Origin of the sequence: Mycolicibacterium diernhoferi (assembly GCF_019456655.1) — a bacterium.
Lineage (GTDB): Bacteria > Actinomycetota > Actinomycetes > Mycobacteriales > Mycobacteriaceae > Mycobacterium > Mycobacterium diernhoferi.
The window spans coordinates 3,184,026-3,209,196 of the sequence record NZ_CP080332.1 but is presented as its reverse complement, the minus strand read 5'-3'; the positions used below and the strand labels follow the sequence as shown (position 1 = coordinate 3,209,196).

Below are 25,171 nucleotides of genomic sequence, written 5' to 3'. Positions count from 1 at the left end.
CACCGGGGGGCTGCGCGAAGCCCGAGGGACCCCGGCCGGCCGGGCTATACCTTGCTGACGGCGAACGCGGCGGCCTCGGTGGCCATTCCGTTCATCGGGTACATCACGTGCGCCATGGACGGGATGCCGCCGGGCGAGCCGTCGCAGATGGTGTCGCCGGGGGCGCACAGTTCCAGGGTCTTGGCTTCGTACAGCGGGCCGATCTTGCCGATCGGCGCGCCGAACTGGCTCAGGAACGCATCCGAGGGATTGCCCAGCAGCACCACCGCCGCGACGTGATCGGCCACATCGTCGGGCAGCGGCTTCGGGAGCTCCGAGAGGTACTCGGGGGGGATGCCGTCCGGGATGGCGTCCGCGGTCACATAGCCGGCGACGACCGCGCCCTGGGAGAAACCGCCGAGCACCATCTTGGTGTCCGGGCAGGTCTTGGACATGGACTCGACGCGTGCGCCGGCGTCGCGGATACCGTCGACTACCGTCTGTGCGAACGCAATTCGATTACCGAAGTTGTCGCTTGCCGGATAGTTCACCGGATAGACGGCCACCGACTTGCCCGGGGTCTGCGCGCGCACAGCGTCGACGAAGGCCTGTCCGGTGCCGCCGACACCGGGAGCCTCGGAGGTGCCGCGGGCGAAGACGATCTCCACGTCGGGGCAGGGTTCGGCCGAGGCGGTCGGGACGGTGGTGCCCACCGCCATTCCCGAGGCGATCAGGGCACCGGCCCCCAGAAACTGTGCGGATCGGCGAAGACTCATGGTGGACTCCTTCGGGGACGTCGCTGGCAATTCCGCTGGCAGCCGACAGGCCTGTTGATCTGTACCCAACAGTTTTCCCGCCGAAACCGTGGAATGGTGGCGATTCGCTGAGTTGAGCCGTGAAGTCCGGTCGAGATCATCCCGCCCGTGTCAACATCTATGAGCGATGCGACTCGCGCGCGGCCCTCGCGGCGTTCCGTGGCGCCGGTCCGGGGCCTCAGGCGACCGTTGCCGACGATACGGCGCGGGCGGCGAAGTCGGCCGCCTGCTCGGCCATGCCGTTGGTCTTGTACGCGCTGTGGGCGCTGCGATCCAGACCGCCCGGGGAGCACACCGGATCGCCCGGCGCGCACAGTTGAACGGTCTTGGCGGAGTACAACGATCCCACGGTCACCGGGGGCGCCTCGCGGTCGACGATGTTGAGGAACCAGGTGTCCGGTGTCCCGAACAGCACCACCGCGGCCACGTGCGGGGCGACCGATGGCGGCATCGGTCCGGTGATGTCGGCGGGCAGTGCGAGCCCGGCCGGCACGGCGTCGAAGGTGCTGTAGCCGGCGACCGCCGCGCCCTGCGAATAGCCGCCCAGCACGATCTTGGTGTCCGGGCACGTCGCGGCGACGGTCTGGATCCTGTTGGTGGCATCGGCGATACCGGCGGTCGCCGCCCGAAAGTCAAGCGATGCCGGGTAATTCACGCCGTAGGAGTCGACGGTGTCGCTGCCGACCCGGCTGCTGAGTGCGTCGACGAACGCCTGCCCGGTCGCGCCGATGCCCGGGGCTTCGAAGGTGCCGCGGGCGAACACGACTTCCACGTCCGGGCATGGGTTCCCGGGTGCGGCGAATGCGCGGGCGGTGGTCAGGGGCCCCATCGTGGCGGCCAGGACCAGCACGATGGCGGCGAGGTATTCGAAGCGATACGAGCGGGTGGTGGCCATTTTCGATCCTTCGTCGGGAGTGATCTGAACGAGTGTGTGATCAGCATCCCGTCACCGACTCACCTGCACATTGACGCAGGCGCCACTGGTTGTATTCCTGCCAGCACTACCGCGGGGCTGATCGATGTCCCCGACGAAGGTCACCGTCTCGTGCAGCGGTGCCCGCAGGGTGCGGATGAAATCGACGTCCGGGTCCTCGTAGCCGAGGGACATCCCGCAGAAGAGCATGAGTTCGGCTGGGGGATCGAGCGCTTCCTCCACCGAGGTGCGGACCTGCGACCACGCCATCTGCGGGCAGCTGTGCAGCCCCTCGGCCCGCAGCAGCAGCATCACGGTCTGCAGGTACATCCCGAGGTCCGCCCATTGCGGCCGGCCCATGCCCCGGTCGATGAAGCAGAACAGCGCCGCAGGCGCGCCGAAACAGTCCCAGTTGGCGATGGCCGCGCGCTGGCGGGCCTCCCAATCCTCCCGCGCTATGCCCAGTGCCGAGTAGCGCTCCTTGCCGAAGCGGGACCGGCGCTCGCTGTAGGGAACCTTCAGCTCCGGCGGGTACAGCTGGAATTCCCGCTCGTCCCAGGGGTCGCCCGCCGCGACCCGCGCGACCGCGACCTTCTTCAATTGCGCCAGCGGCGCACCGGTGACGACGTAGACGTGCCAGGGCTGCAGGTTGGATCCCGACGGAGCCCAGGATGCCGCCTTCAGAACCCGCTCCAAGACCTCCACCGGTACCGGATCATCGGTGAATCCGCGTACCGCCCGGCGACTTTCGACCGCCTCGTAAACATTCACGACCGCCTGCCTTCCCATCTGTCCGGCTTCCAGCCTGCCGGGACTTGCGTGATGGGAAACCCTTGAAATCCCGTGGTCTCAGACGCGTGCGGCGACGAAGGCGGCGGCGTCGGTCACCATGCCGTTGCGGGTGTACAGGTTGTGCGCGACCGGGTCCAGACCGTCCGAGCAGACCGGGTCGTTGACCGCGCACAGGTCGAGGGTCTTCGCCGCGAACGCCGGCCCCACCGGTACGTTGGGCTGCCCGATCAGGAACAGAAAACGGTCGTTCGGCTTGCCGAACAGCACCACGGCATCTACCTGGTCGGCGACCTCGGGCGCGAGCGGGGTGGTGGTGCCGAAGGCGAACGAGTTCGGCGGGATCGTCGGCGGATCCGCGGTGACCAACTGCGCCACGGCGGCGCCCTGAGAGAACCCGCCGAGTACCACTTTGGTGTCCGGGCAGGCCGTCGCGACCTGACGGATACGGGCACTGGCATCGTTGACCCCGTCCACCACCGTCGGCCAGTTGTGGCTCGCCGGGTAGTTGACCGGGTACAGGTCGACGCTCTTCTCGCCGACCTGGCCGCGCAGTGCCTCGGTGAAGGCGTTACCGACGCTGCCGGGGCCCGGGCGTTCGGTGGTCCCGCGGGCGAAGACGACCTCGATGTCCGGGCACGGTTCGGCGGTGGCCCGAGGCGAGGGGCCCGCCAGCATGCCCGCGCCGGCCAGGGCGGCCGAGGCCAGCAGAGCAGGGACCGACCGGAACCGAATTCGCATCGTGTGTGCCTTCCTCCGTGCTGCCGACAGGTGCTGTCCGCCGATGGTAGTGACCGCCGCGGACGGCCTGCCACGGACGGAATTGACGCACGTTATTCTTCAACGGGCGCACGTCAGTGCGCCAGGCTCGGACCCAGTCGGATTGCTGCTCCGGGCTTAACCCCTCGTAACTTACGCGGGACCGCTTAACTGTAGTGTTTCTTCTGTTGCGTGCCCCGGCTGTCGGCGGCCGCGCAGGGGGAGCCGTCGTCCAGTACCGGTCCGGAAAGGCAACTCGTTGAACGCGGTCTTGGCGCGCACCGCCATTTTTCAGGATGTCGATGCGGACGCCATGACGGCGTTGGAATCCGAGGTGGAATGGATCACCTTCCGGCGCAACCACACGGTCTTCACCGAGGGCGAGCCCGGCGACCGGTTGTATGTGCTCGTCGAGGGCAAGGTCAAGGTCGGCCGACGGTCGGTGGACGGACGTGAGAGCCTGATCGCGGTGATGGGCCCGGGCGAGACGTTCGGTGAACTGGCGCTGTTCGATCCGGGGCCACGCACCGCGACGGTGACCACGCTGACCCAGGTGCGGGTGGCGGCGGTCGCGCGACAGGCACTGTCGGGCTGGATCACCGAGCGCCCCGAGATCGCTGAGCAGCTACTGCGGGTACTCGCGCGGCGTCTGCGCCGCACCAACGACGACGTGTGCGACATGATCTTCACCGACGTCCCGGGCCGGGTGGCCAAGCAGCTGCTCGATCTCGCGAAACGCTTCGGCCGCTCCGAGGACGATGTGCTGCGGGTCGACCACGAATTGACCCAGCTCGAACTCGCGCAGTTGGTCGGATCCTCGCGCGAGACCATCAACAAGGCGCTCTCGGAGTTCGCCAACCGTGGATGGATCCGCCAGCAGGGCAAGACGGTGTTCGTACTCGAACCGGCGAAACTGGCGCGTCGGGCCCGATAGGTTTGTCCGTCCCGCCGGCCACGGCCCGGAGGCTGCGGCCGGCGGACCGGCTCAGTTCGCGGCTTCGAGGATCTTGATCGCGAAGATCAGCGTGTCACCCTTCTGGATGCCCGCGGCAGGCTGGCCCTCGGCGTAGCCGTCCGCGGAGGTCATCGCGACGGCGACGGTCGATCCGACCTTCTGCCCGGTGATGGCCTTCTGGAATCCGGGGATGACGCCGTCGAGCGGGAAGTCCACCGGGGAGCCCGACTGGTAGCTGCTGTCGAAGACGTTGCCGTCGCGCCCGTTGACACCCATGTAGCAGACCGACACCGTCGCGGTCTCCGGGACGACCGGTCCGTCACCCTCCTTGAGGGTCTGCACCTGGGTCTCGGTGACACTGAACGGTCCCTCGACGTCCACGACCGGTGCGGCCGCGTCGGTGGAGCCGGTGACGGCGATGCTGCCGGTGGCGCCGGACAGCGTCCACTCGGGTGCGCCCGAGGACTCCGGGGCCGCCGACGGGCACGGGCTCGCCACCGGGGCCATGTCGGTGGCCGGGAGGTCGAACGCGTCTTCGGTCGCGGTGGAGGAGCTCGTCGAGGCAGCGCTCTGAGTGTCCGAACCGCACGCCGAGACGGTCATGGCAATCGCTGCGGCACCGGCCAGCAGCGCGATGGAGGAAGGTACGCGAGAACAATTCACCTTCGCCACGCTACCGGCGTGCCTCTTCGCGGCCGGGGTCGGCTGCGGCTTCGCGGGAAAAACGTTTGCGCACAATCGGACCTTGGCCACCATGAATAAGGGAGGGCTGCGCGGCGAGGGCCGCATGCAGCGTGAGGCGATACGAGGGGATCGCAGACAATGGGGTTTCGCAAGGGTGACGTGGTGACCGCACGTCGGCGGATCGAGGGGATAGACGTACCGGTGGTACCCGAGGGCGCCACCGGCACCGTCACCACGACCACGCTTTTCGGCAGCCCCAAGCGGGTGCATTTCGAGCTGTCCGACGGCTGGGGCGAAAAGAGTTTCCAGGTGCGCGTGCGCCGCGGGGATGTGGAAGCCGGGACCCTCAACTAGGGCTGCGCCGTGATGCCGAGGCCATGCCCAGCCAGGTGCCGGTTTCCCGCCCAGCACCAGCCGACCTTCGGGGCGCCGCGGCGGTCGGTCCCATCGCGACCCGTCCCGCCGCTGATCCAGATCGCCGGGGTCCTGGCGTCGAGACCGCGGGGTTTGGGCTTGCGGGATGCGATGGTCATGAAGCAGTGGTTGGGTTCGAGCTGCTTCGGCTCCTGAAGCAGCCAACTGATCCCTTCGTTGATGGTCAGTGGCGTCCGTCCGCGTTGTTGTAGCGCGGGAAGCGACTCGTCCGGACTCCAGTTGCGCATGTCGTCGCCGCGGTCGACGTCGTGGACCAGGTACAACGGAGCGTCCGGGATGCAGACTCCGCCGGTCGGCACGAACTCGTCCAGATCGGTCATGTCGCTCACGACGAAGCCGGTCCGGCCGTCATGACGCAGCAGCGCGGCGAGCGCGCGGGCCGACGCGAGCCGGGGATGTACCGCGAGGACGACATCGGGTCCGTCCGGTAGCACGGCCGCGTAGCCGCGTAGTTCATCGGCGCTGACGGCGGCGGCTTCGGCGACACCGGCGGCCAGTAGCAGGTCCAGTTGATGCAATAGGGACATGGGACTCCAAACGGATGACGCGGCCGGGCCTTCCGTACGCTGTACCGTACAGTGTACGGAAGAGGTGGATGATGTCCAGTGCGACTGATGGCGTGAGCGACCCGATACGGCTCCTGCGCCTGCTGTGGGACCCGGATCGCCCGGTCGGGCGATCCGGGTTGTCGCTGAGTGCGATCGTCGACGCCGGCCGCGCGATCGCCCGGGTCGACGGGGCGGCAGCGGTCACCATTCGTCGCGTGGCGACGGCACTGAACGCGGCTCCGATGAGCCTGTACTCACATGTGCCGGGTAAGGCGGAGTTGCTGGCGCTGATGGTGGATGCGCATGCCGGCGACCTTTATGTCGACGGTAATCTTCCAGCCGCACAGGATGATTGGCGCAGCGCCGCGTTGTTCGTCGCCGAACGCAACTACGACGCCGCGGTGGCCGAGCCATGGACGCTGGACATTCCGGCCGACCGGTTGGTGCCGGGTCCGGGCGCGACCGCCAAGTACGAGGCCGAACTCGCCGCCTTCGACGGCATCGGTCTGACCGATGTGCAGATGGACCATGCGTTGGCCGGGTTGCTCGGGCTCGCGTCGGCCATGGCGCGCAACCAGGTCGGACTGGAACGGGCCCGCGCGGCCAGTTTCCGTGACGACAATCAGTGGTGGCAGCAGGTGTCCCCGGCCCTGGCGGAAGCCATGCGGGGCCGCGAGTTCCCGCTCGCATCCCGGGTGGGGACGGCGGCCGCCGTGGCCGCCGACGCCGCGGCGGATCCGCGGGCGGCGCTGGTCTACACGGCCGAACTGCTGCTGGACGGGCTGGATCGGACGCGTTGACCTGCGCGTCGGGGACGTCATCGCCGAATGGGCCCCACCACGTGACGGGACGGCCCGATTCGGGTACCCGACGCCGGAACAGCACCGAACCGGAGAGGAAGTACGGGGAATATGGCCAAGGTTGATGTTTCGGTTTCGTCGGATCTGACGCCCGACCAGGCGTGGAAGTTGGCATCTGATCTGCAGCGATTCGACGAATGGCTGACCATCTTCGCGGGCTGGCGCGGCCTTCCCCCTGCGGTCATCGGCGAAGGCACGCAGGTGTCTTCCCTCATCAAGGTCAAGGGATTTCGCAACACCATCCACTGGGAGGTGACCGAATACGACGAGCCCAGCCGGATCAGGCTGCAGGGCAGAGGGCGCGGAGGGGTGCACATCGGGCTGACCATGCGGGTGGCCGATGACCGGCCCGGATCGACGTTTCATCTGCTGGCCGAACTGTCCGGGGGACTGCTGAGCGGGCCGGTCGGGGCACTGGTCGCCAAGGTGATCACCTCCGATGTGCGCAACTCCGTCCAGAACCTCGGGGCACTGCGCTGATCCCGCGGTTTTGCTCGTTTTCGGGATAACCGCGCTAATTCGTTGCCGAACAATGGTTTTCGAAGCACCCGTCAGGTAGGGAGCGTGCCCGGGTGTTTGATCTGGTGAGTGAGGGGTACACGTCGGGTACCGCGATCTGCAGCCCACCGGATCGCCGGAACCCACTGATTCGAGCAATTTCGGAGACGAGATTGCGATCTCGATCGATCGTGCCGGGAGGCGTCGTGTTCACTCACAACAAAGATCTACAGTTCGAAGTCCGGGTCACCGAGCCGGACCCGCGTTTCGCTTCGTTGCTCATGGAGCAATTCGGTGGCGCCAACGGCGAACTCACAGCCGCGCTGCAGTACTTCACCCAGGCGTTCGTGCTCAGGGAGAAGAACCCGAAGATGTACGACCTGTTCATGGACATCGCGACCGAGGAACTCAGCCACCTCGAGATCGTCGGCACCACGATCACCATGCTGCTGGACGGGCTCAACGACGATCTCAAGATCGCTCACCAGCGCTGTGACTGGATGCCCGCGGTCGCCTCCAAGACCGGCAAGGAGCAGGCGATCCACCAGGTCGCGGTCAACCCGATGTTCCTGGTGCTCAGCGGCGGCGGTCCGGATGTCAAGGACTCCGCCGGCAACAACTGGACCGGTGCCTTCATCGACGCCAACGGCGACCCCTCAGTCGATCTGCGCAACAACCTGGCCGCCGAGTCGAGAGCCAAGGTGGTCTACGAATACCTCAAGCAGTTCACCGACGATCCGGGGGTGCAGGACACCCTGACGTTCCTGATGTCGCGCGAGGTGGCGCACTACCAACAGTTCACCGCCGCGCTGAACGAACTGCCGGTCAACTTCCCGCCGGGACAGCTGCCGGGGGATCCCCGCTTCCAGAATGTTGCATTCAACATGAGCAACGGACACGGCTCGGTGCGGGGCCCGTGGAACGAGGGACAGGGTCCGTGGCCCGAAGGCATCGAATGGGATTACGTCGAGAAGCCCGAACAACAGTGGCTGGGCACCTCGCTGCGCAACAATGCCGGCGCCGAGAAGAACCCGGACGGACAGCCCGGCATCGATGCCGAAAAGCCGTTCACCCACGAGCACCACACCGCCACCAGCTGACCCGTCGTCCCGGAGAGGAGTGAGACATGGATGCGTTGACTTTCCTGCGCGAGGACCACAAGAGCGTGCTGGGCATGCTCGAGGTGCTCGACGGCGCCCCGGGAGGCACCGGAGCGGCGAGCAGTGGGCTGAAGACGATGGTGACGAACCTGGTCATCGCCGAATCCCAGCACGAGGCCATCGAGGAGCAGTACTTCTGGCCTGCGGTGCGCGATGCGGTGGAGAACGGAGACGCCCTCGCCGACAAGGCGGTGGAGCAGGAGCAACTCGGTAAACAGCTGCTGCAGCGCCTGGAGGACGGCGAACCCGGGGAGCCCGACTACCAGGAGGCGCTGCAGCAGTTCGTCCAGCTGGGCCGGGACCACATCTCGTTCGAGCAGGAGGTCGTGTGGCCCCAGTTCGAGGCGGCGGTCTCCCGGGAAGAGTTGGTGAAACTGGGCGAGAAGCTGGAGCGGGCCAAAAAGATTGCGCCCACTCGTCCGCACCCGGACACCCCGCCGAGTCCGGCCGCGCTCAAGACCGTCGGCATGGTCGCAGCCACGGTGGATCACATTCGCGATGCCGCGACCGGACGAGCGGCGGACAACCCGCCCGATCCGCAGATTCACTGAAGACCGACGGCCGTGCATCGCGGTCCGTATTGTCGCGTAGCGAATAACGTTATCCGGCAATAATTCTGCTGCTTCCACGGGCGGCGGGTCGGCGTAGGCCGGCTCGCCGCCCGACTCCTGTGCTGGCATCCGGGGCGCACCTGAGTTGCATCATTGTGACCCGCAACGAATTTCGCGAAAAACTTGATACCTTCCAGAAGAGGGGCCAGACTCGAGAAGATGGTTCACGCCCCGGGGAGTGCGACGGCATTACGGGCGGCCGGACTACGCGTCACCCGGCCGCGGCTCATCGTCATGGACGCTGTCGATCAGAATCCGCACGCGGACACCGAGGTCATCTTCAACGCGGCTCGACGACAGCTGCCCGATATCTCCCGTCAAACCGTGTATGACGTGCTCAACGCTCTGACCGCAGTCGGTTTGGCCCGCCGCATCCAACCCGCGGGGGCGACTGCCCGCTATGAATCCCGAGTCGGTGACAACCACCATCACGTGGTGTGCCGATCGTGCGGCACCATCGCCGACGTCGACTGCAGCGTGGGCGATGCCCCCTGCCTGACAGCCTCCGACGACCTGGGCTTCGACATCGACGAAGCCGAGGTCATCTACTGGGGATTGTGTCCTGACTGCGTGAAAGCGCGGACCTCCTCCTGAGTTACCTCCTGAAAACGTAGTGCAGCCTGCACACGACCGATGAAAGGCGAGAAGATGTCTGACACCTCTGATGCCCGGCCTCCGCAGTCCGGCGCCAAGACCCAGAGCAAGAGCGAATCGGAGAATCCGGCGATCGACACGCCGACCCCCAAGGCGCATGCACCGCTGACCAACAAGGACTGGTGGCCGGAACAGGTCGACGTGTCCGTGCTGCACAAGCAGAACCCGAAGGGCAACCCACTCGGGGAGGGCTTCGATTACGCCGCCGAATTCGCCAAGCTCGATCTCGACGCCTTCAAAGCAGATGTCATCGATTTGATCAGGACTTCGCAGGATTGGTGGCCCGCCGACTACGGCAATTACGCCGGTCTGTTCATCAGGATGAGTTGGCACGCCGCCGGCACCTACCGCATCTTCGACGGGCGTGGTGGCACCGGTCAGGGTGCGCAGCGCTTCGCTCCGCTCAACAGCTGGCCCGACAACGCCAACCTGGACAAGGCGCGCCGATTGCTGTGGCCGATCAAGCAGAAGTACGGCAACAAGATCTCCTGGGCCGATCTGATCGCGTATGCCGGCAATGCCGCGTTGGAGCAGTCCGGGTTCGAGACCGCCGGCTTCGGGTTCGGCCGCGAGGACATCTTTGAGCCCGAGGAGATGCTGTGGGGCCAGGAGGACACCTGGCTCGGCACCGACGCGCGTTACGGCGGCACCAACGACTCCGATCGCAAGCTGGCCGCGCCGTTCGGTGCGACCACCATGGGCCTCATCTACGTCAATCCCGAAGGGCCGGAAGGGAAGCCGGATCCGTTGGCCGCGGCCCACGATATCCGCGAGACGTTCGCGCGGATGGCGATGAACGACGAGGAAACCGCGGCGCTGATCGTCGGCGGTCACACCCTGGGTAAGACGCACGGCGCCAGCGCCGACGACGTCGGCCCCGAGCCCGAGGGCGCACCGATCGAGCAGCAGGGCCTGGGCTGGAAGTGCCCGTTCGGCACCGGCAACGCCGGTGACACCATCACCAGCGGCCTGGAGGTGATCTGGACCGGCACCAACAGCCAGTGGAGCAATGCCTTCCTGGAGAACCTGTACGGCAACGAGTGGGAACTCACCAAGAGCCCCGGTGATGCCTGGCAGTTCGAGGCCAAGGACGCCCCGGCGACCATCCCGGATCCGTTCGGCGGCCCGCCGCGCAAGCCCACCATGCTGGTCACCGATGTCTCGATGCGCGTCGACCCGATCTACGGGCCGATCACCCGGCGCTGGCTCGATCATCCCGAAGAGATGGACGAGGCCTTCCGTAAGGCCTGGTACAAGCTGATGCACCGCGATATGGGGCCGATCAGCCGGTACCGCGGTCCGTGGGTCGCCGAGCCCCAGCTGTGGCAGGACCCCGTTCCCGCGGTCGATCATCCACTGGTCGACGAGGCGGACATCGCCGCGCTGAAGAGCAAGGTGCTCGAGTCCGGGCTGGCGGTGCCGCAACTGGTCAAGACCGCATGGGCATCGGCGGCGAGCTTCCGCGGCACGGATAAGCGTGGTGGCGCCAACGGTGCCCGGCTGCGGCTGGAGCCGCAACGCAGCTGGGAGGCCAACGAGCCCTCCGAGCTCGCCAAGGTGCTCCCGGTCCTGGAGAAGATCCAGCAGGACTTCAACGCATCCGCCGCCGGCGGCAAGAAGATCTCGCTGGCCGACCTGATCGTGCTGGCAGGCTCGGCGGCGGTGGAGAAGGCTGCCAAGGACGGCGGCTTCGACGTTCAGGTGCACTTCGCTCCGGGCCGGACCGACGCCAGCCAGGAGGACACCGATGTCGAATCCTTCGCCGTGCTGGAGACGCAGGCCGACGGCTTCCGCAATTACGTCCGCCCCGGGGAGAAGACCGCACTCGAGCAACTCCTGGTGGACAAGGCGTACTTCCTGGACCTGACCGCCCCGGAAATGACCGTCCTGGTCGGCGGTCTGCGCGCCATCGGAGCCAATCACGGCGGCACCAAGCACGGCGTGTTCACCGACCGGCCGGGCGCCCTCACGAACGACTTCTTCGTGAATCTGCTTGATATGGGCACCGAATGGAAGGGTTCGGAGTCGGCGGAGAATGTCTACACCGGGTATGCCCGCGGCACCGGTGAGGTGAAGTGGACGGCGACGGCAAATGACCTGGTTTTCGGCTCCAATTCGGTGTTGCGCGCGGTGGCCGAGGTCTACGCCCAGGACGACAACAAGGCCAAGTTCGTCGAGGACTTCGTCAGCGCCTGGGTGAAGGTGATGAACAACGATCGGTTCGACCTGGACTGATCGCTCGCTGTCGAGAAGCGCGAAAGTGGTGGTGTTCGTCCCGGCGAGCACCACCACTTCGCTCATGACGGGCCGAGGAGGATGCGGTGTCGAGGCGAGCGGTGGTGTGCGGGGCGAGTATCTCCGGTCTACTGGCCGCCCGCGCGCTCGCGGACACCTTCGACTCGGTCACCGTCGTCGAACGCGACGCGTTACCCGAAGGCGTCGGTCAGCGGCCCGGGGCGCCTCAGGGCAACCATCTGCACCAGCTGCTCAGCTCGGGGCTCCGTGTTCTGGAGGAGTTCTTCCCTGGACTGGCAACCGAACTGCTCCGCAAGGGCGCTCCGGCCCTCGACACCCGCGATCTGTCGCAGGCGTATCTGGAAATCGGCGGGCACGCCCTGCTGCGGGACGGCTCGCTGGCCGACCCCGATGCGCTGAACATCGTGCTCGCCAGTCGGCCCCTGCTCGAGTCCGTCGTCCGCGACCGGGTGCGCGCCCTGGCCAATGTCGATGTCGTGGACGGGCACGACGCGATCGGGCCGGTGCTACGCGGCGGTGCGGTCGCTGCGCTACGCGTCAGCGACCGGGCCACCGGCCGTGAGCGCGAACTGCCTGCCGACGTGATCGTGGACGCCGGCGGGCGTGGCGGGCGCACCCCGGCATGGCTGGCCGATAACGGCTTTCGCCGTCCAGACGAGCATACGTACCGGGTGCAGCTGACCTACGCCACGCAGCTGTTCCGGGTGTCGGCAGATATGCATGAGAAGGTGGCCATTATCAGCCCGTCGTTACATCGGCCCACCGGCGCCGGTCTGATCGCCTATGAAGCCGACACGGTCATCTTCACCCTGATCGGCGTGGCCGGGCACCAGTTGCCGACCGACCGGGCGGGAATTCTCGCCGGCGCAGATCACCACCTGCCTGCGCACCTCGGTGCGATGCTGCGCGCGGCCGAGCCCATCGGGAGCGTGCAGCACCGCAGGTACCCGAGCAGCGTATGGCGGCGATACGACAAGCTGGCGGCGCTCCCGCACGGGCTGCTGGTGATCGGCGATGCGGTGTGCAGCCTCAATCCGGTGTACGGCCAGGGGATGACGTCGGCGGCGCTGCAGGCCCGGGTACTGCACAAGACCGTCGCCGAAACGGGGGCCGAGGAGGTGGGCCGGGCATACTTCCGCGCGGCGGCCAAGCGGATCGCCCCACTGTGGCAGGGCAATCGGCTCAACGACTTCGCCGTCACCCCGGTCGATGGATGGGCCAGATGGCCCCAACGCGTCTTCAACGCGTACACCACCCGGTTCATGGCAGTCGCATCATTCGACCGGGTGCTGACAGAGACATTTCTGCGGGTTCTGCAGGGCGTGGATTCCGGGCCGGCCCTGGTCACCCCCGGCCGGGTGGCCCGCGTCGCCGCGGGCACCCGCCGGGGGGCGAGGCGCTGCTAGCGCAGGTTAGGGCGTGCCGACACAGAGGTCCCCGACGCACGCACCGGCTCCGCCGGGTCCGGCACCGGCTCCGGCGCCCGGGACGCCTGCGGTGGCTCCGCCGGGTCCGGCTTCGGCTCCGGCGCCCGGGACACCTGCGGTGGCTCCGCCGGGTCCGGCACCGGCTCCGGCGCCCGGGACACCTGCGGTGGCCCCGCCCTCGCCGGCCCCGGCGCCGGGAGCAGGGGCCGGCGCCATCGGTGATGACGGGGCCATCGTCGTGGGCTCCGGTTCGGTTGTCATGGTGGTCATCGTCGATTCGGTCGTCGACGTCTCGGTCGAGGTGCCGCTGTCGCTGTCGGAACTGCAGGCGGTCAGCCCGCCGACAAGGACGACGCCGGCAATGGCGGCCGCGATCGGCAGACGGCGGGCGGTGTGAACGACGGTCATACGAGGCTCGTTTCTCTAGTGCGGCTGCCGTGCAGTACCGAGACTGCACGGAAGGATCGACTCCGGTGTGTTACCCGGATTGGGCCGGCCTTAAGCACGTGCTCCCGGCGGTGTCACACATCGCGATGTCCGGGCAGCAGGATGTGTTGGTGCCCTTGGCGAATGCGCCGCACCCGGTACAGGCCCGGCCTACCATGAGTCGATGGGCGAACCGGCGACCACCGACGATGGGCACTTCATCGTCATCGACGGACGCCGCTGGCGGGCCACCGATCCGGCGATACCAGAGGGCCGCCGTGCCGAGCTGGTCGCCAACCTGATGGCATGGCGCCGAGAAGTCCGCCGTACCAGGGGAACTGCGGAGGAACGGGCCGCCCGCGCCGGTGTGTCGGTACCGGGGTGACTCAGCGGCGGTGGCTGTGCAGGTCGTCGGCGGCGATCTGCCGGTAGGCCAGCCACATGTCGCGACCCAGCGCACGGATACCGGTCGCGTTGTAGTGCCGGTCGACGGCACTGTTGTACGAGTCGCGATTGCCGGGCACGAAGGCCGTCCGCGGCAGTCGACGCGGGGTGTCCTCATGCACGGCGTTGATGGCGGTGTAATCCTTGCCGCTGAGTTCCATTTCCTCGGGCACCATGCCGCCCAGGATGATCGGGGTCTGAGCGCCATAGCGGTCTCGGAGATCACCGAACAGCGTGTCCAGTTTGCGTTGATAGTCCGCGCCGGACATCAGCGGCACATCGGATTCACCCTGGTGCCACAGCACGGTGGCCACCGTACTGCCCGGGTACGCGGCCAGGGCAGCATCGATCGAGCGCACCGACTCCCGGTACAGGTTTCGTCGGGTGCGGGTGTCGGCGATGTCCCAGGTGTATCCGTTCTTCGGATGGAAGCTGGTGTCACCGCGGGCGCACGGCACCAGCAGGACCGCGCGGCCGGTCTCCTCGGTCAGCGCCTTGCCGAAGGTGACACCGAAACCGACACGCCACGAGGGTGTTTCATGGAACAGCGGATCGGCTCCGAGTACCACGGTGTTCTTGGACGGCCCGCTGTTGGCGAACTGGTGCACCATCGGGTGGGGTTTGTCGGCCCCGTCGCGATCCAGCGGGAGCCCCATGCCGAAGGCGTTCGACTGGCCCAGGATCGGCACCACCAGGTACGGCCGGTCCGGCGGCCTCACCGCGATACCCCTGTCCGCCAGCCGGCGCCGGACGAAGCTCTTGAGTTCCATTCCTGCCCGCCGCCACAGCGGCGCGTCGCCGTCGGGGTTGCGGGGCGTGCGCATGGCGAGCACAGTACCCACCCGGTTCGTTGACAGTGGCCACGCGCCGCGTACCCTACTGACTACATACGTTGTCAAAAGCTCAAAGGGGAGCGTCGATGACCATGGTCGTGTCCACGGGTATCCCGACCCGGCATCCCGCCGGCCCACGTCCGGTGCCGGGAATGATCAAGCTGCTGGCCTTCGGCCTGGGAATCCGTAAACCGTCGGATCGGAAGTGGCGCCGACTGGGGGAGCGGCTCACCGTCGGCGACGAACCGATGGACCGATTGCTGGACTGGATGGTCGACACCGGGCTGGCGCAGACCCGGCCGCTGTTCGACCGTGCGCTGCGCGAAGGCATCGCCGCCGTGCCCGACGCTCCGCAGCCGCTGAAGGACTTCTTCACCGACATCGAGGCCACGCCGTCCTGGGTCGACCCGGAGATCATCCGCCGCGGCCAACTGGTGATGCGGCGGGGCGGGGCCGACGGCATGTACGTCGCGCGTGATGTGTCGCTGCTCGGCGGCTACCAGTTCTCCGGGTTCAACAGGACCCTGCTGCGCACCGGTGCCCTGGAGAAGGGGTCGAACAAGCGCTTCGCCGAGACCATGCAGTGGGCCATGGATGTGATCGCCGAGGGCGGTCTGGAGCCGCTCGGTGGCGGATACCAGTCCACCATCCGGGTCCGCCTCATCCACGCCTTCGTGCGCAGGCATGTGGGCGCCATGCCCGATTGGCGCGCCGACGAGTGGGGTGTGCCGGTGAACCAGACCGACATGGCGGCCACCCTGATCGGCGCGCTCATCGCCCCGCCGGCCGCCAGCCTCGGCATGGGCATCCTCAGTTCGCCGCAGGACCTGGACGCCGTCGCGCACCTGACCCGCTATGTCGGTTGGCTGATCGGCGTGCAGGACGAATGGCTGCCGCACAACTTCCGGGACGGTATCCGGGTGCTCTACCACACCCTGACGGCCCTGTCGGCGCCCGACGAGACGACACGTCAACTGGCCACGCCGATGGCCGACGATCCACTGGCCTGGCATTACGACAATCTGCGGGCGCTGCGTCGCCGGATGGCGCGGGCCCAGCACCTGTCGGTGACGAGCGCCTTCCTCGGTCCGCGCGCGATGCGGATGCTCGGGCTTCCGGCCTTCGTCCCGCCGTGGTATCCGTTGTTGCGGCTGCCCGTCAATGTGGCGCGCAGTGCCGTGGACATGACGATGCCCGGCGGGATGGACCGCGCGGCGCGACGTGGAGAGCGGGAGCAACAAGCCCTGCTGCGCACCATGATCGGTGATGGCCATGCCACGATCGGAGAATCCGCGGCGCAGGTGAGCCGGGTGGCTTAGCCCACCCGGGGGTCATCGCTCGGCGCATTGCGCTGAGCTGCAGAAAATTCCGGGTCCGGCCCGTTCGTCGTCTGGGCCGGCAGTCTTGTGGGTGCTCCACCGACGCGCCCGAACCGGGTCTTGACGATCCTCGGGTCGCGGTGTTTCATCATTTGTAGGAACATTGCTCCGGTGATCATGTCGTCTGCCCGAGAAGCGGCTGTCGGAACCTCGGTGGGGGACCGCGGCCGGCGACGACGATGGTGGCATTGATCCGAATTTCGCTGTGCCCCAACGGGACCGCCGGACCCGTCAATACGAACGAAAGAGCTCTGACATGTTTGAAGACCTCGCAGGTAAGACCGCCGTCATCTCGGGTGGTGCGCGTGGCCAGGGTGCCTCGCATGCCCGGGCGCTGTCCGCGGCCGGCGTGAACGTGGTCGTCACCGATATCCGGGACGAACTGGGTACCGCCGTCGCCGAAGAGATCCAGGGCAACGGGGGCAAGGCCATCTACCGCCACCTCGACGTCCGCTCCACCGAGGACTGGACGACCGTCATCGCCGACGCCGAGAAGGAGTTCGGCAAGGTCGACATCCTGCTCAACAACGCCGGCATTGTGATGTGCGAACCGGTCGACTCGCTCAGTGACGAGAACTGGGACGCAGTGATCAACACCAACCTCGCCGGTGTGTTCCGCGGCATGCGTGCGGCGGTACCCGCCATGCGCCGTGCCGGTGGCGGCGTGATCGTCAACATCTCTTCGGTTTTCGGCGTCAAGGGCACCTGGGGCTATGCGGGCTACGTGGCCAGTAAGGCCGGCGTCGCGGGCATCACCAAGTCGGCCGCGCTGACGTACGCCGCGGACAACATCCGTGTCGTCGCCATCGCGCCGTCCTCGGTGGACACCCCGATGCTCGACGAGGAGAAGGTCATCATGGCCCAGAACCCGTACTTCGACTTCGACGAGTGGATGGCCAGCCAGCCGATCCCGCGCATCGCGACGGCACAGGAGGTCTCCGACCTGGTGCTGTACCTGGTGTCCGACCGGTCCCGCTACTGCACCGGCGGTATCTACCCCATCGACGGCGGCATCCTGGCCGGCTGATCCGCGCGGCCTCCTGCCGGCGACCCGTACCGGCAGGAGGCTCCGCACCGGGCGCGGTGACCGATGCGGGGTGGTGGTCGCCGACGCTTGCCGACATCGGAAGCCGTTGTCCCCCTTCGGTCATCGCGAGATACACCGCCGGCGGTCAGTAGAACTCGACCGTGTCGACCCGGTTGCGCAGCGGCTGCCCGTCGAGGAACCGGGTTGCGTTGTCGGCGAACAGTTCGGCGATCAGTCGATCCTCGGCAGAATTGAGCGCCGCGGTGTGTGGGCTGATCAGTACCCGGGGGTCTGACCACAGCGGGCTGTCGGTGGCCAGCGGCTCGGCGGCGAACACGTCGAGGGCCGCGAAACCCACGTGCTCGTCGCGCAGTGCGTCGATCAGGGCCGGTTCGTCGATGACGGCGCCCCGCCCGATGCTGACCAGGGTGAAACCGGGCTTGGCCGCGCGCAACACCTTTGCGTCCACCAGGCCATCGGTGGCCGCGGTGCCGGGCAGGCTGACCACGATGCCGTCCACATCGGTTGCGGCGTCGACCAGGTTGTCCGGGTGTACCAGTTCCTGCACGCCGTCGACGGGTTCGCCCGAGCGGCTGGTGCCCACCACGGTGACGCCGAGTGCGGCGAGTTTGGCCGCAACGACACGGCCGATACCGCCGAGGCCGACGAGAAGGACACGCTGTGTGCTCAGCAGCCCCATCTCCCACCGGTCGGTCCATCGGGTTTCGCGCTGCTGGCGGAGCAGGCGCGGCAGGGTCTTGGCTCCGGCCAGCAGCCCGAACAGGGCGTACTCGGCCAGCGGTTCTGCGTGCACACCGGCGGAGGTGGTGAAGGCGATCCGGCCGAGTTCGTCCGCGGTGAGGTCCGCGGCCTTGACCTGAGCGCCACCGCCGGCGGGCATGGTGTGCACCCACCGAAGATCCGGGTTGTTGCGCACCGTGCGCTGCAGCGCGGCCGGGTGCTCGTCGGGCACGCCGTAGAGCGCCTGTGCACTGTCGACCAGGTCCTCGAAGGCGCGCTGCTGTTCGGCCGTGCGCCGGAACGCCGGGTCTCCGGCATGGTCGCCGGCAAAACGCTGCGGCGGGAGCAGCGCCTCGTCGCGGGCGAAGTCGATTCGCGGCTCGCGCGCCACGATGTGGCTGACCAGTGCTTCGCTGACCGGGGTGGACGCCACGACGCGCAGGCGGTCGAGACGCGCACGGGTGGGATGTGGGGCCAAGATGACGCCTCTTCTGTGCGGAGGGGGACTCAGTCGTCCAACAGCGTCTCCCATCATGGGCGACGGGCTCGACGACTGCGTCGGCGGCAGAACGCCTCGAGGGAGTGACGCGGCGCGTATGTGGGTATACGACGGTGTCGTCTCCACCGTGAGCGGAGGTTTCCATGAGCGCGGAACCCACTTTGAAGAAGGCGTTGAGTCAGCGTCAGCTGACCATGATCGCCATCGGAGGCGTCATCGGCGCGGGCCTGTTCGTAGGTTCCGGCGTCGTCATCCGCGACACCGGCCCGGGGGTCTTCCTCACCTACGGGATGGCGGGCGTGCTGATCATCATGGTGATGCGGATGCTGGCCGAGATGGCCGTCGCCAACCCGTCCACCGGCTCGTTCGCCGACTACGCCCGCAACGCCCTGGGGGACTGGGCGGGCTTCTCCGTCGGATGGCTGTACTGGTACTTCTGGGTCATCGTCGTCGGCTTCGAGGCGATCGCCGGCGCCAAGATCATCCAGTACTGGATCGATGTCCCGTTGTGGCTGTCCGCGTTGGTGTTCATGGTCCTGATGACTGCGACCAACCTCTTTTCGGTATCGTCCTACGGCGAGTTCGAGTTCTGGTTCGCCGGCATCAAGGTCGCCGCCATCATCGCCTTCATTGCGGCGGGCACGGCGTTCATCTTCGGGCTGTGGCCGGATAAATCCGCCGACTTCTCGAACCTGACCAGTCACGGCGGCTTCATGCCGATGGGTTTCGGGGTGATCACCGTGGGCATCGTGACGGTCATCTTCTCCATGGTGGGCGCCGAGATCGCCACCATCGCCGCGGCGGAATCCAAGGACCCGGAACGAGCCGTCGCGAGGGCCGCCAACTCGGTCATCCTGCGCATCCTGGTGTTCTACGTGGGGGCGGTGCTGGTGTTGGTGACCATCGTCCCGTGGAACGACGAGAACGTAGCCGCCTCACCGTTTGTCGCGGCCTTCAGCGCGATGGGCATCCCGTACGCCGACCACGTGATGAACGCGGTGGTGCTGACGGCGGTGCTGAGCTGTCTGAACTCGGGCATGTACACCTCGTCCCGGATGCTGTTCGTGCTCGCCGCGCGACGGGAGGCGCCGTCGTCGCTGGTCAAGGTAACCCGGCGTGGTGTCCCGGCCAACGCCATCCTGGCGTCCTCGGTGGTCGGGTTCCTGTGTGTCATCGCCGCGGCCGTCTCGCCCGACACCATCTTCGCGTTCCTGCTCAACTCCAGCGGTGCGATCATCCTGTTCGTCTACCTGCTGATCGCGATCTCACAGATCGTGTTGCGCTACCGGACCCCCGATTCGGAACTGCGGGTGAAGATGTGGTTGTTCCCGGTGTTGTCCGTCCTCACCGCGCTGGGCATCGTGGGCATCCTGGTGCAGATGTTCATCGACCGGGAACTGCGGTCTCAGTTGATGCTCAGTCTGCTGTCGTGGGCGGTGGTGATCGGGCTCTTCGCGGTGAACAAGTGGTTCGTGAAACGCCGCCCGCTCGGCGGGCCGGACCGGCCGGAGTTCCCCGTCGGTGGTGCCCGCCGGGTCTTGGTGCTGGCCAACCGAACCGTGGATTCTGAGGAGTTGCGCGACGAACTGCGCCGGATGGGGACCGACCGGGAATCGACCTTCCTGGTGGTGGTGCCGGCCAGCCCGGTCGACACCGGAGCGGCCGCCACCCACGGCCCACGGGACGTCACCGAGGCGACCGAACAGGCGGCGCGGAACAGGCTCGACGCGGTGCTGGCCACGCTGCACGGTGAAAACCTGGACGCGCAGGGCGAACTCGGTGACCACCGCCCGCTACGCGCACTGGAGGACGCCGCCACCAGGTTCGGTCCGGACCATATCGTGATCGCGACCCTGCCGCCGGAGTTCTCGATATGGCACCGCTTCGATGTGATCGACCGGGCCCGTACTCAATTCACGGTGCCGGTCACCCACGTTGTCGCCAAGTCCGTTGCAGTGGAACAGGTTCGAGAGTGACCATCCTGGTGGGGTTCAGTGCGAGCGGTCAGGGGCCGGCTCCGCTGCATCTGGCGGCGCAACTGGCACGCTGCACCGGTGCCCGGATCGTGGCCGCGGCGATCGTGGAGCGGCCCTGGCCGGCCAGGCCGGACCCCGCGGAGAACGATTACCTGCAGTTCCTCAGCGACCAGACCAACGGCGTCCTGAACCGGCTGGCCGCCGAGTACCTCGGCGAGCTCGATGTGTGGCGGGTGGTGCACCAGGCCCGATCCATCCCGGAGGGGTTGACCGAGCTCGCCGCGGAGGTGCACGCGGATCTCGTGGTGGTGGGCTCGTCCTCGGCGGGGCTGCTGGGCCGCATCGCGCTTGGCAGCGTCACCGACCGGCTGGTGCACACCGCAGCGCTGCCGGTCGCCATCGCCCCCCGCGGTTATCCCGCACAGGCCGGCCAGATCCGGCGACTCACGGTGGCCTATGGCGGGCAGGCCGATGCGGTGGGTCTGATCGCGACCAGTGCGCAGCTGGCTCAGCGGTGGGGGACGCGACTGCGCATCGCCTCGTTCACCGTACGTCCGATGACGATGTACAGCGGTGCCATCGAACCAGCAGCCGAGGACCTGGTGATCAAGCAGTGGGCGGACCGGACCAAGGCCGGAATAGCGGCCCAGCTTCAGAAGATCCGATCGGTCGCCGCCGAGGTGGTGGTCGGGTCCGGGCCGACGTGGCGTGATGCGGTCGACGGCATCGAGTGGGGGCCGGGCGACATCCTGGTACTGGGTTCCGGTGCGGCTGGGCCCGCCGCACAGGTGTTCCTCGGCTCGGCGGCGGCGCGGATCCTGCGCCACGCCCCGGTGCCGACGATGATCGTGCCGCGCAGTCGGGATGCAGGCTCCTCGTAGTCGGATAATCCGGACATTTCCCGCCGGTCCGCGAGCACAATCGAACTCAGCGGAGGTGGCCTAGGGGGAATGTCATGGTCAGAACTCATACGGTGGTCCCGGGGGAGACGTTGTCGGCGCTGGCCCTGCGCTTCTACGGCGACCAGGACCTCTACCGATTGATCGCCACCGCCGCCGGCATACCCGATCCCAACACGCTCAGCGTGGGTCAGCGGCTGGTCTTTCCCGACTACACCCGCTACGCGGCGGTGGCCGGGGATACGTTGTCGGCGTTGGCGACGCGCTTCTACGGCGACGCGCAGCTGGACTGGCTGATCGCCGGCGCCAGCGGGATACCCGAATCCAGTGCACTCGGGGTGGGGCAGCGACTCGTCATCCCGGAGATCGCCAGATACCGGATGGCAGCCGGGGATACGTTGTCGGCGTCGGCATCCCGATTTTACGGCGATGCCTCGTTCTATCCGCTGATCGCCTCGGTCAACGGCATCGCCGACCCTGCCGTGATCAACGTCGGGCAGGTGCTGGTCATCTTCGTCGGACGCAGTGACGGGTTCGGACTGCGCATCGTGGACCGTAACGAGAACGACCCCCGATTGTGGTACTACCGGTTCCAGACCGCCGCGATCGGCTGGAACCCGGGGGTCAATGTGCTGCTGCCCGAGGACTACCGGACCGGCGGGCGGACGTATCCCGTGCTGTATCTGCTGCACGGCGGCAACGAGGATTTCCGCCAGTTCGACTTCCTCGGCATCCGCGGTCTGACGGCGGGGAAACCGATCATCGTCGTGATGCCCGACGGTGGGCACGCCGGCTGGTACTCCAACCCGGTGACCTCCTTCGTCGGCGCGCGGAACTGGGAGACGTTCCACATCGCGCAACTGCTCCCGTGGATCGAGGCGAACTTCCGGACCTACCCCGAGTACGACGGTCGCGCGGTCGCCGGATTCTCCATGGGCGGCTTCGGGGTCTTGAAGTACGCCGCCAGGTACTACGGCCATTTCGCCTCGGTCAGTGCGCATTCGGGCCCGGCCAGCCTGCGCCGGGACTTCGGACTGGTGGTGCATTGGGCGAATATCACCTCGGCGGTCCTGGACCTGGCCGGAGGAACGGTTTACGGCGCGCCGAACTGGGATCGGGCCCGGGTCAGCGCCGACAACCCGATCGAGCGGATTCCCAGCTACCAGAACAAGCGGATCTTCCTGGTGGCCGGGACCAGTCCGGACCCGCTCAACTGGTTCGACAGTGTCAACGAGACCCAGGTGCTGGCCGGGCAACGCGAATTCCGTGACCGGTTGCGCGCCGCCGGTATTCCGCACGAAGCCCACGAGGTCCCCGGCGGCCACGTCTTCCGGCCCGACATGTTCCGCCGTGACCTGGACGGCATCATCGCCCGATTGCGTCCCGCCGGCGGTGGGGGCCGCGCGGGAGGCAGTGTCTAGCGCGAGGCGACGACACCGACACCGAAGGTGGGACGAGAATGGACCGGTGGAGCCACTTTTCACTACTTGGGCCGGCCGCCGGCAGATGGGACCTGACCTCAGATACCCGGCCCCAGCGCATCTTCGATACGTTGCACCTTGGCGGTGAGCTGCCCGACGTGGCCGGGACGGATATCGGCTTTCAGAACCAGGCTGACTCTGGGGGAGGCGGCCGCCACGGCGTCCACCGCCCGCTTGACGACCGCCATGACCTCATCCCACTCACCTTCGATGTTGGTGAACATGGCGTTGGTCTCGTTGGGCAGACCAGATGCCCGTACCACCCGGACCGCCTCGGCCACCGCGGCACCGACGCTGCCGTCCTCGTCGCCGCCGGAGGGGCTGACGCTGAATGCCACCAGCATGATCGGCTACTGCTTGCTGAAGGCGGTCGGGCGCACCACGAGGATCACCCGGTCGGCCTTGTCTGCCGGGGGCTCGGTCAGCGGCCCGTCGTAGCGATCGTTGAGTTCAAGGTAGAACGCTCCGGTCGGATCGGGCACGATCTCTTCGACCACGCCGCGCACCTCGAGATAGCGGTACGGGTTGTCCGGGTCGATCACCGACATCGCCACGGCGGGGTTGGCCGAGATGTTGCGGAACTTCTGCCGCTTGTTGGTGTGGGTGAAGCGCAACACTTCCCCGTCCCAGGCGAACCACATCGCGTTGACCTGCGGGGCGCCGTCGGGCCGGACGGTGGCGAGGTGCCCATACAGCGGGCGTTCCAGCAGCGATTCGTAACCTTCGGGAATGGCGACCATGCGGATCCTCTCGGGAACGTTTCCGGACGGGTGAGTATGGGCAGTGACAACCTATGAGCGAAGACACCAAGGTTACTGTCGAACGAACCATCGCAGCTCCGGTCGATGCGGTCTTCGACATCCTCTCGAACCCCAACCGGCACCCGGCGCTCGACGGATCCGGATTCATCCGCAGTGTGGACCATGCCGATCGGATCCAGAAGGTCGGCGATGTGTTCACGATGAACATGCAGGGCGATCACATGGGCGGTGAGTACAAGACCGACAACCACGTGTCCGGCTATGTGAAGGACAAGCTGCTGGCCTGGAAGACCGCGCCGGCCGGGACCGAACCGCCCGGGTGGGAATGGTTGTGGGAACTGGAACCGCAGGGACCCGGCGAGACGTTGGTCCGCCACACCTACGACTGGTCGAAGGTCACCGACAAGAAACTGCGGGAGAAGGTGAAGTTTCCGCTCGTCACCGAGGATCAACTCGCTGACACGCTCGCGCGGCTTGCCGCCGAGACGTCGTCCTGATCATCGACTCTGGGCATCAGCCCAGGATCGGGAACCGTCGTTGTCGGGCCAGTTCGTCGAGAGCGGTCTGCATCACCGCCCGCACGTGCGCGTCGACCTCATCGATATCGGGGTCCTCGCCGAACTGCTCGGTCACATCGATGGGCGGCAGCACGCGCATCACGATCTTCGAAGGTAAGGGGATGTTGGCCGGGAGCACGGTGGTGAGCCCGAACGGCAGGCCGAAGGTCAGTGGCAGTGCCTTGAACCGGATCCGGTGCAGACCGAGACGCCGCGCCAGTCTGTCGCCGCGCGCCATGAACCACTGGGTCTCCTGACCGCCGATGGACACCATCGGCACGATCGGCACACGGGTCTGTAGCGCGGTGCGGACATAGCCCGTGCGGCCCTCGAAGTCGATCACGTTGGCGGACTGGGAGGGCCGGAAGGCGTCGTAATCGCCCCCGGGGAAGACCAGGACCACGGCGTCCGATCTCAACGCGGTCTCGGCGTTCTCCGGTGAGGCCTCGATGGCGCCGGCCTGCGACAGGATCGATCCCCACGGTCCCATCAGCACCCCGTAGTGCGCCAGGATGTGCAGCGGCCGGTCGTAGCCGAAGGCACCGTAGAAGGCCGGGGCGAAGATCAGTACGTCGGGGGTGAGCACTCCTCCGGAATGATTGGCGACGACCAGTGCTCCACCGGTCGCCGGCACATTCGCAATGTCCTTGACATCGGCGCGGAAGTAGCGCGACACGATCGGCCCGATCAGATTGCTGATCCGCTGCGCCATGGCCGGATCCCACTTGGCGATCTCGCTGTTGGTGTCGTCGTCCATGACGCCCCCTTCGGCCGAGGCTGTGATGCAGCACCAGCGGGATGCCCT

At 67.2% G+C, this 25,171-nt stretch carries 27 protein-coding genes and 1 pseudogene; 16 read left to right on the top strand and 12 right to left on the bottom strand.

Going from position 1 to position 25,171, the window contains the following annotated elements; all coding sequences use genetic code 11:
- Nucleotides 1-44 precede the first annotated feature (44 nt).
- From K0O62_RS15170 to K0O62_RS15155, 4 genes are all read right to left on the bottom strand, one after another.
- Entirely contained in the window at nt 45-755 is a 711-nt protein-coding gene (locus K0O62_RS15170) for a cutinase family protein (RefSeq protein ID WP_073855247.1), read from the bottom strand.
- Between the two features lie 217 nt (nt 756-972).
- A complete protein-coding gene (locus K0O62_RS15165) occupies nt 973-1,689 on the bottom strand; it encodes a cutinase family protein (RefSeq protein ID WP_073855245.1) in 717 nt (238 codons plus the stop codon).
- Nucleotides 1,690-1,740: 51 nt separating this feature from the next.
- The gene (locus K0O62_RS15160; protein WP_079244212.1) at nt 1,741-2,478 is read right to left on the bottom strand and encodes a nitroreductase; all 738 of its coding nucleotides are present in this window, start codon (nt 2,476-2,478) and stop codon (nt 1,741-1,743) included.
- Nucleotides 2,479-2,556: 78 nt separating this feature from the next.
- On the bottom strand, nt 2,557-3,237 hold the full coding sequence (locus K0O62_RS15155; RefSeq protein ID WP_073855243.1) for a cutinase family protein: 681 nt from the start codon (nt 3,235-3,237) through the stop codon (nt 2,557-2,559).
- Between the two features lie 277 nt (nt 3,238-3,514).
- Here K0O62_RS15155 and K0O62_RS15150 point away from each other — a divergent pair, with 277 nt between their 5' ends.
- A complete protein-coding gene (locus K0O62_RS15150; RefSeq protein ID WP_073855241.1) occupies nt 3,515-4,189 on the top strand; it encodes a Crp/Fnr family transcriptional regulator in 675 nt (224 codons plus the stop codon).
- 51 nt (nt 4,190-4,240) lie between these two features.
- Here the strand turns inward: K0O62_RS15150 and K0O62_RS15145 are convergent, their stop codons facing one another.
- Complete coding sequence (locus K0O62_RS15145; RefSeq protein WP_073855239.1) at nt 4,241-4,813, bottom strand: FKBP-type peptidyl-prolyl cis-trans isomerase; 573 nt, start codon at nt 4,811-4,813, stop codon at nt 4,241-4,243.
- Nucleotides 4,814-5,056: 243 nt separating this feature from the next.
- Between K0O62_RS15145 and K0O62_RS15140 the strand changes: the two genes are divergently transcribed.
- On the top strand, nt 5,057-5,248 hold the full coding sequence (locus K0O62_RS15140) for a hypothetical protein (protein ID WP_131817380.1): 192 nt from the start codon (nt 5,057-5,059) through the stop codon (nt 5,246-5,248).
- Here the strand turns inward: K0O62_RS15140 and K0O62_RS15135 are convergent.
- Entirely contained in the window at nt 5,245-5,856 is a 612-nt protein-coding gene (locus K0O62_RS15135) for a DUF5701 family protein (protein ID WP_234800001.1), read from the bottom strand. The two genes, K0O62_RS15140 and K0O62_RS15135, sit on opposite strands and share 4 nt — an antisense overlap.
- 92 nt (nt 5,857-5,948) lie before the next feature.
- Here K0O62_RS15135 and K0O62_RS15130 point away from each other — a divergent pair, with 92 nt between their 5' ends.
- The 7 genes from K0O62_RS15130 to K0O62_RS15100 all read left to right on the top strand — a co-directional run bounded on the left by K0O62_RS15130 (nt 5,949) and on the right by K0O62_RS15100 (nt 13,322).
- Entirely contained in the window at nt 5,949-6,677 is a 729-nt protein-coding gene (locus tag K0O62_RS15130) for a TetR/AcrR family transcriptional regulator (protein WP_165777148.1), read from the top strand.
- Nucleotides 6,678-6,788: 111 nt separating this feature from the next.
- Nucleotides 6,789-7,217 carry a type II toxin-antitoxin system Rv0910 family toxin gene (locus K0O62_RS15125; RefSeq protein WP_073855236.1) on the top strand — a complete coding sequence of 143 codons (429 nt, stop codon included), beginning with the start codon at nt 6,789-6,791 and terminating at the stop codon, nt 7,215-7,217.
- Between the two features lie 224 nt (nt 7,218-7,441).
- Complete coding sequence (locus K0O62_RS15120) at nt 7,442-8,335, top strand: manganese catalase family protein (protein WP_073855235.1); 894 nt, start codon at nt 7,442-7,444, stop codon at nt 8,333-8,335.
- A 26-nt stretch (nt 8,336-8,361) separates the two neighbouring features.
- The gene (locus K0O62_RS15115; RefSeq protein WP_073855233.1) at nt 8,362-8,946 is read left to right on the top strand and encodes a hemerythrin domain-containing protein; all 585 of its coding nucleotides are present in this window, start codon (nt 8,362-8,364) and stop codon (nt 8,944-8,946) included.
- A 219-nt stretch (nt 8,947-9,165) separates the two neighbouring features.
- Complete coding sequence (locus K0O62_RS15110) at nt 9,166-9,600, top strand: Fur family transcriptional regulator (RefSeq protein WP_073855231.1); 435 nt, start codon at nt 9,166-9,168, stop codon at nt 9,598-9,600.
- Between the two features lie 54 nt (nt 9,601-9,654).
- The gene (gene katG, locus K0O62_RS15105; protein ID WP_073855229.1) at nt 9,655-11,895 is read left to right on the top strand and encodes a catalase/peroxidase HPI; all 2,241 of its coding nucleotides are present in this window, start codon (nt 9,655-9,657) and stop codon (nt 11,893-11,895) included.
- Nucleotides 11,896-11,981: 86 nt separating this feature from the next.
- Nucleotides 11,982-13,322, top strand: a complete 1,341-nt coding sequence (locus K0O62_RS15100) for an FAD-dependent oxidoreductase (protein WP_131817379.1) — start codon at nt 11,982-11,984, stop codon at nt 13,320-13,322.
- A gap of 6 nt (nt 13,323-13,328) precedes the next feature.
- Here the strand turns inward: K0O62_RS15100 and K0O62_RS15095 are convergent, their stop codons facing one another.
- Entirely contained in the window at nt 13,329-13,751 is a 423-nt protein-coding gene (locus K0O62_RS15095) for a hypothetical protein (RefSeq protein ID WP_131817378.1), read from the bottom strand.
- A gap of 202 nt (nt 13,752-13,953) precedes the next feature.
- Between K0O62_RS15095 and K0O62_RS15090 the strand changes: the two are divergent.
- Nucleotides 13,954-14,139, top strand: a pseudogene (locus K0O62_RS15090) (hypothetical protein); the annotation flags it as partial.
- Between the two features lie 16 nt (nt 14,140-14,155).
- Here K0O62_RS15090 and K0O62_RS15085 read toward each other — a convergent pair.
- Nucleotides 14,156-15,037 carry a sialate O-acetylesterase gene (locus K0O62_RS15085; protein ID WP_073855225.1) on the bottom strand — a complete coding sequence of 294 codons (882 nt, stop codon included), beginning with the start codon at nt 15,035-15,037 and terminating at the stop codon, nt 14,156-14,158.
- 95 nt (nt 15,038-15,132) lie between these two features.
- Between K0O62_RS15085 and K0O62_RS15080 the strand changes: the two genes are divergently transcribed.
- Together K0O62_RS15080 and K0O62_RS15075 are read left to right on the top strand one after the other, a co-directional pair.
- Nucleotides 15,133-16,365, top strand: a complete 1,233-nt coding sequence (locus tag K0O62_RS15080; RefSeq protein ID WP_276035490.1) for an oxygenase MpaB family protein — start codon at nt 15,133-15,135, stop codon at nt 16,363-16,365.
- A gap of 316 nt (nt 16,366-16,681) precedes the next feature.
- Nucleotides 16,682-17,452, top strand: coding sequence for an SDR family NAD(P)-dependent oxidoreductase (locus K0O62_RS15075; protein WP_073855221.1), 771 nt, complete (start codon nt 16,682-16,684; stop codon nt 17,450-17,452).
- A 145-nt stretch (nt 17,453-17,597) separates the two neighbouring features.
- Here the strand turns inward: K0O62_RS15075 and K0O62_RS15070 are convergent, their stop codons facing one another.
- Entirely contained in the window at nt 17,598-18,635 is a 1,038-nt protein-coding gene (locus K0O62_RS15070; RefSeq protein WP_234800012.1) for a D-2-hydroxyacid dehydrogenase, read from the bottom strand.
- A gap of 200 nt (nt 18,636-18,835) precedes the next feature.
- On the opposite strand from K0O62_RS15070, the gene K0O62_RS15065 reads away from it, so the two are divergent.
- The 3 genes from K0O62_RS15065 (at nt 18,836) to K0O62_RS15055 (ending at nt 22,988) form a co-directional block, all read left to right on the top strand.
- The gene (locus tag K0O62_RS15065; RefSeq protein WP_073855217.1) at nt 18,836-20,668 is read left to right on the top strand and encodes an amino acid permease; all 1,833 of its coding nucleotides are present in this window, start codon (nt 18,836-18,838) and stop codon (nt 20,666-20,668) included.
- Entirely contained in the window at nt 20,665-21,549 is an 885-nt protein-coding gene (locus tag K0O62_RS15060) for a universal stress protein (RefSeq protein ID WP_073855215.1), read from the top strand. The genes K0O62_RS15065 and K0O62_RS15060 overlap by 4 nt, the downstream gene beginning before the upstream one ends.
- A 74-nt stretch (nt 21,550-21,623) precedes the next feature.
- Nucleotides 21,624-22,988: an alpha/beta hydrolase-fold protein gene (locus K0O62_RS15055; RefSeq protein ID WP_073855213.1), complete on the top strand. Its 1,365-nt coding sequence runs from the start codon at nt 21,624-21,626 to the stop codon at nt 22,986-22,988.
- Between the two features lie 98 nt (nt 22,989-23,086).
- Here K0O62_RS15055 and K0O62_RS15050 read toward each other — a convergent pair whose 3' ends face one another.
- On the bottom strand, nt 23,087-23,392 hold the full coding sequence (locus K0O62_RS15050) for a thiamine-binding protein (RefSeq protein WP_073855211.1): 306 nt from the start codon (nt 23,390-23,392) through the stop codon (nt 23,087-23,089).
- 6 nt (nt 23,393-23,398) lie between these two features.
- Nucleotides 23,399-23,788, bottom strand: coding sequence for a PPOX class F420-dependent oxidoreductase (locus tag K0O62_RS15045; protein ID WP_073855209.1), 390 nt, complete (start codon nt 23,786-23,788; stop codon nt 23,399-23,401).
- 53 nt (nt 23,789-23,841) lie between these two features.
- Between K0O62_RS15045 and K0O62_RS15040 the strand changes: the two genes are divergently transcribed.
- Nucleotides 23,842-24,306: an SRPBCC family protein gene (locus tag K0O62_RS15040; protein ID WP_073855207.1), complete on the top strand. Its 465-nt coding sequence runs from the start codon at nt 23,842-23,844 to the stop codon at nt 24,304-24,306.
- Nucleotides 24,307-24,322: 16 nt separating this feature from the next.
- Here K0O62_RS15040 and K0O62_RS15035 read toward each other — a convergent pair whose 3' ends face one another.
- On the bottom strand, nt 24,323-25,123 hold the full coding sequence (locus tag K0O62_RS15035) for a lysophospholipid acyltransferase family protein (RefSeq protein WP_079244314.1): 801 nt from the start codon (nt 25,121-25,123) through the stop codon (nt 24,323-24,325).
- Between the last annotated feature and the right edge of the window lie 48 nt (nt 25,124-25,171).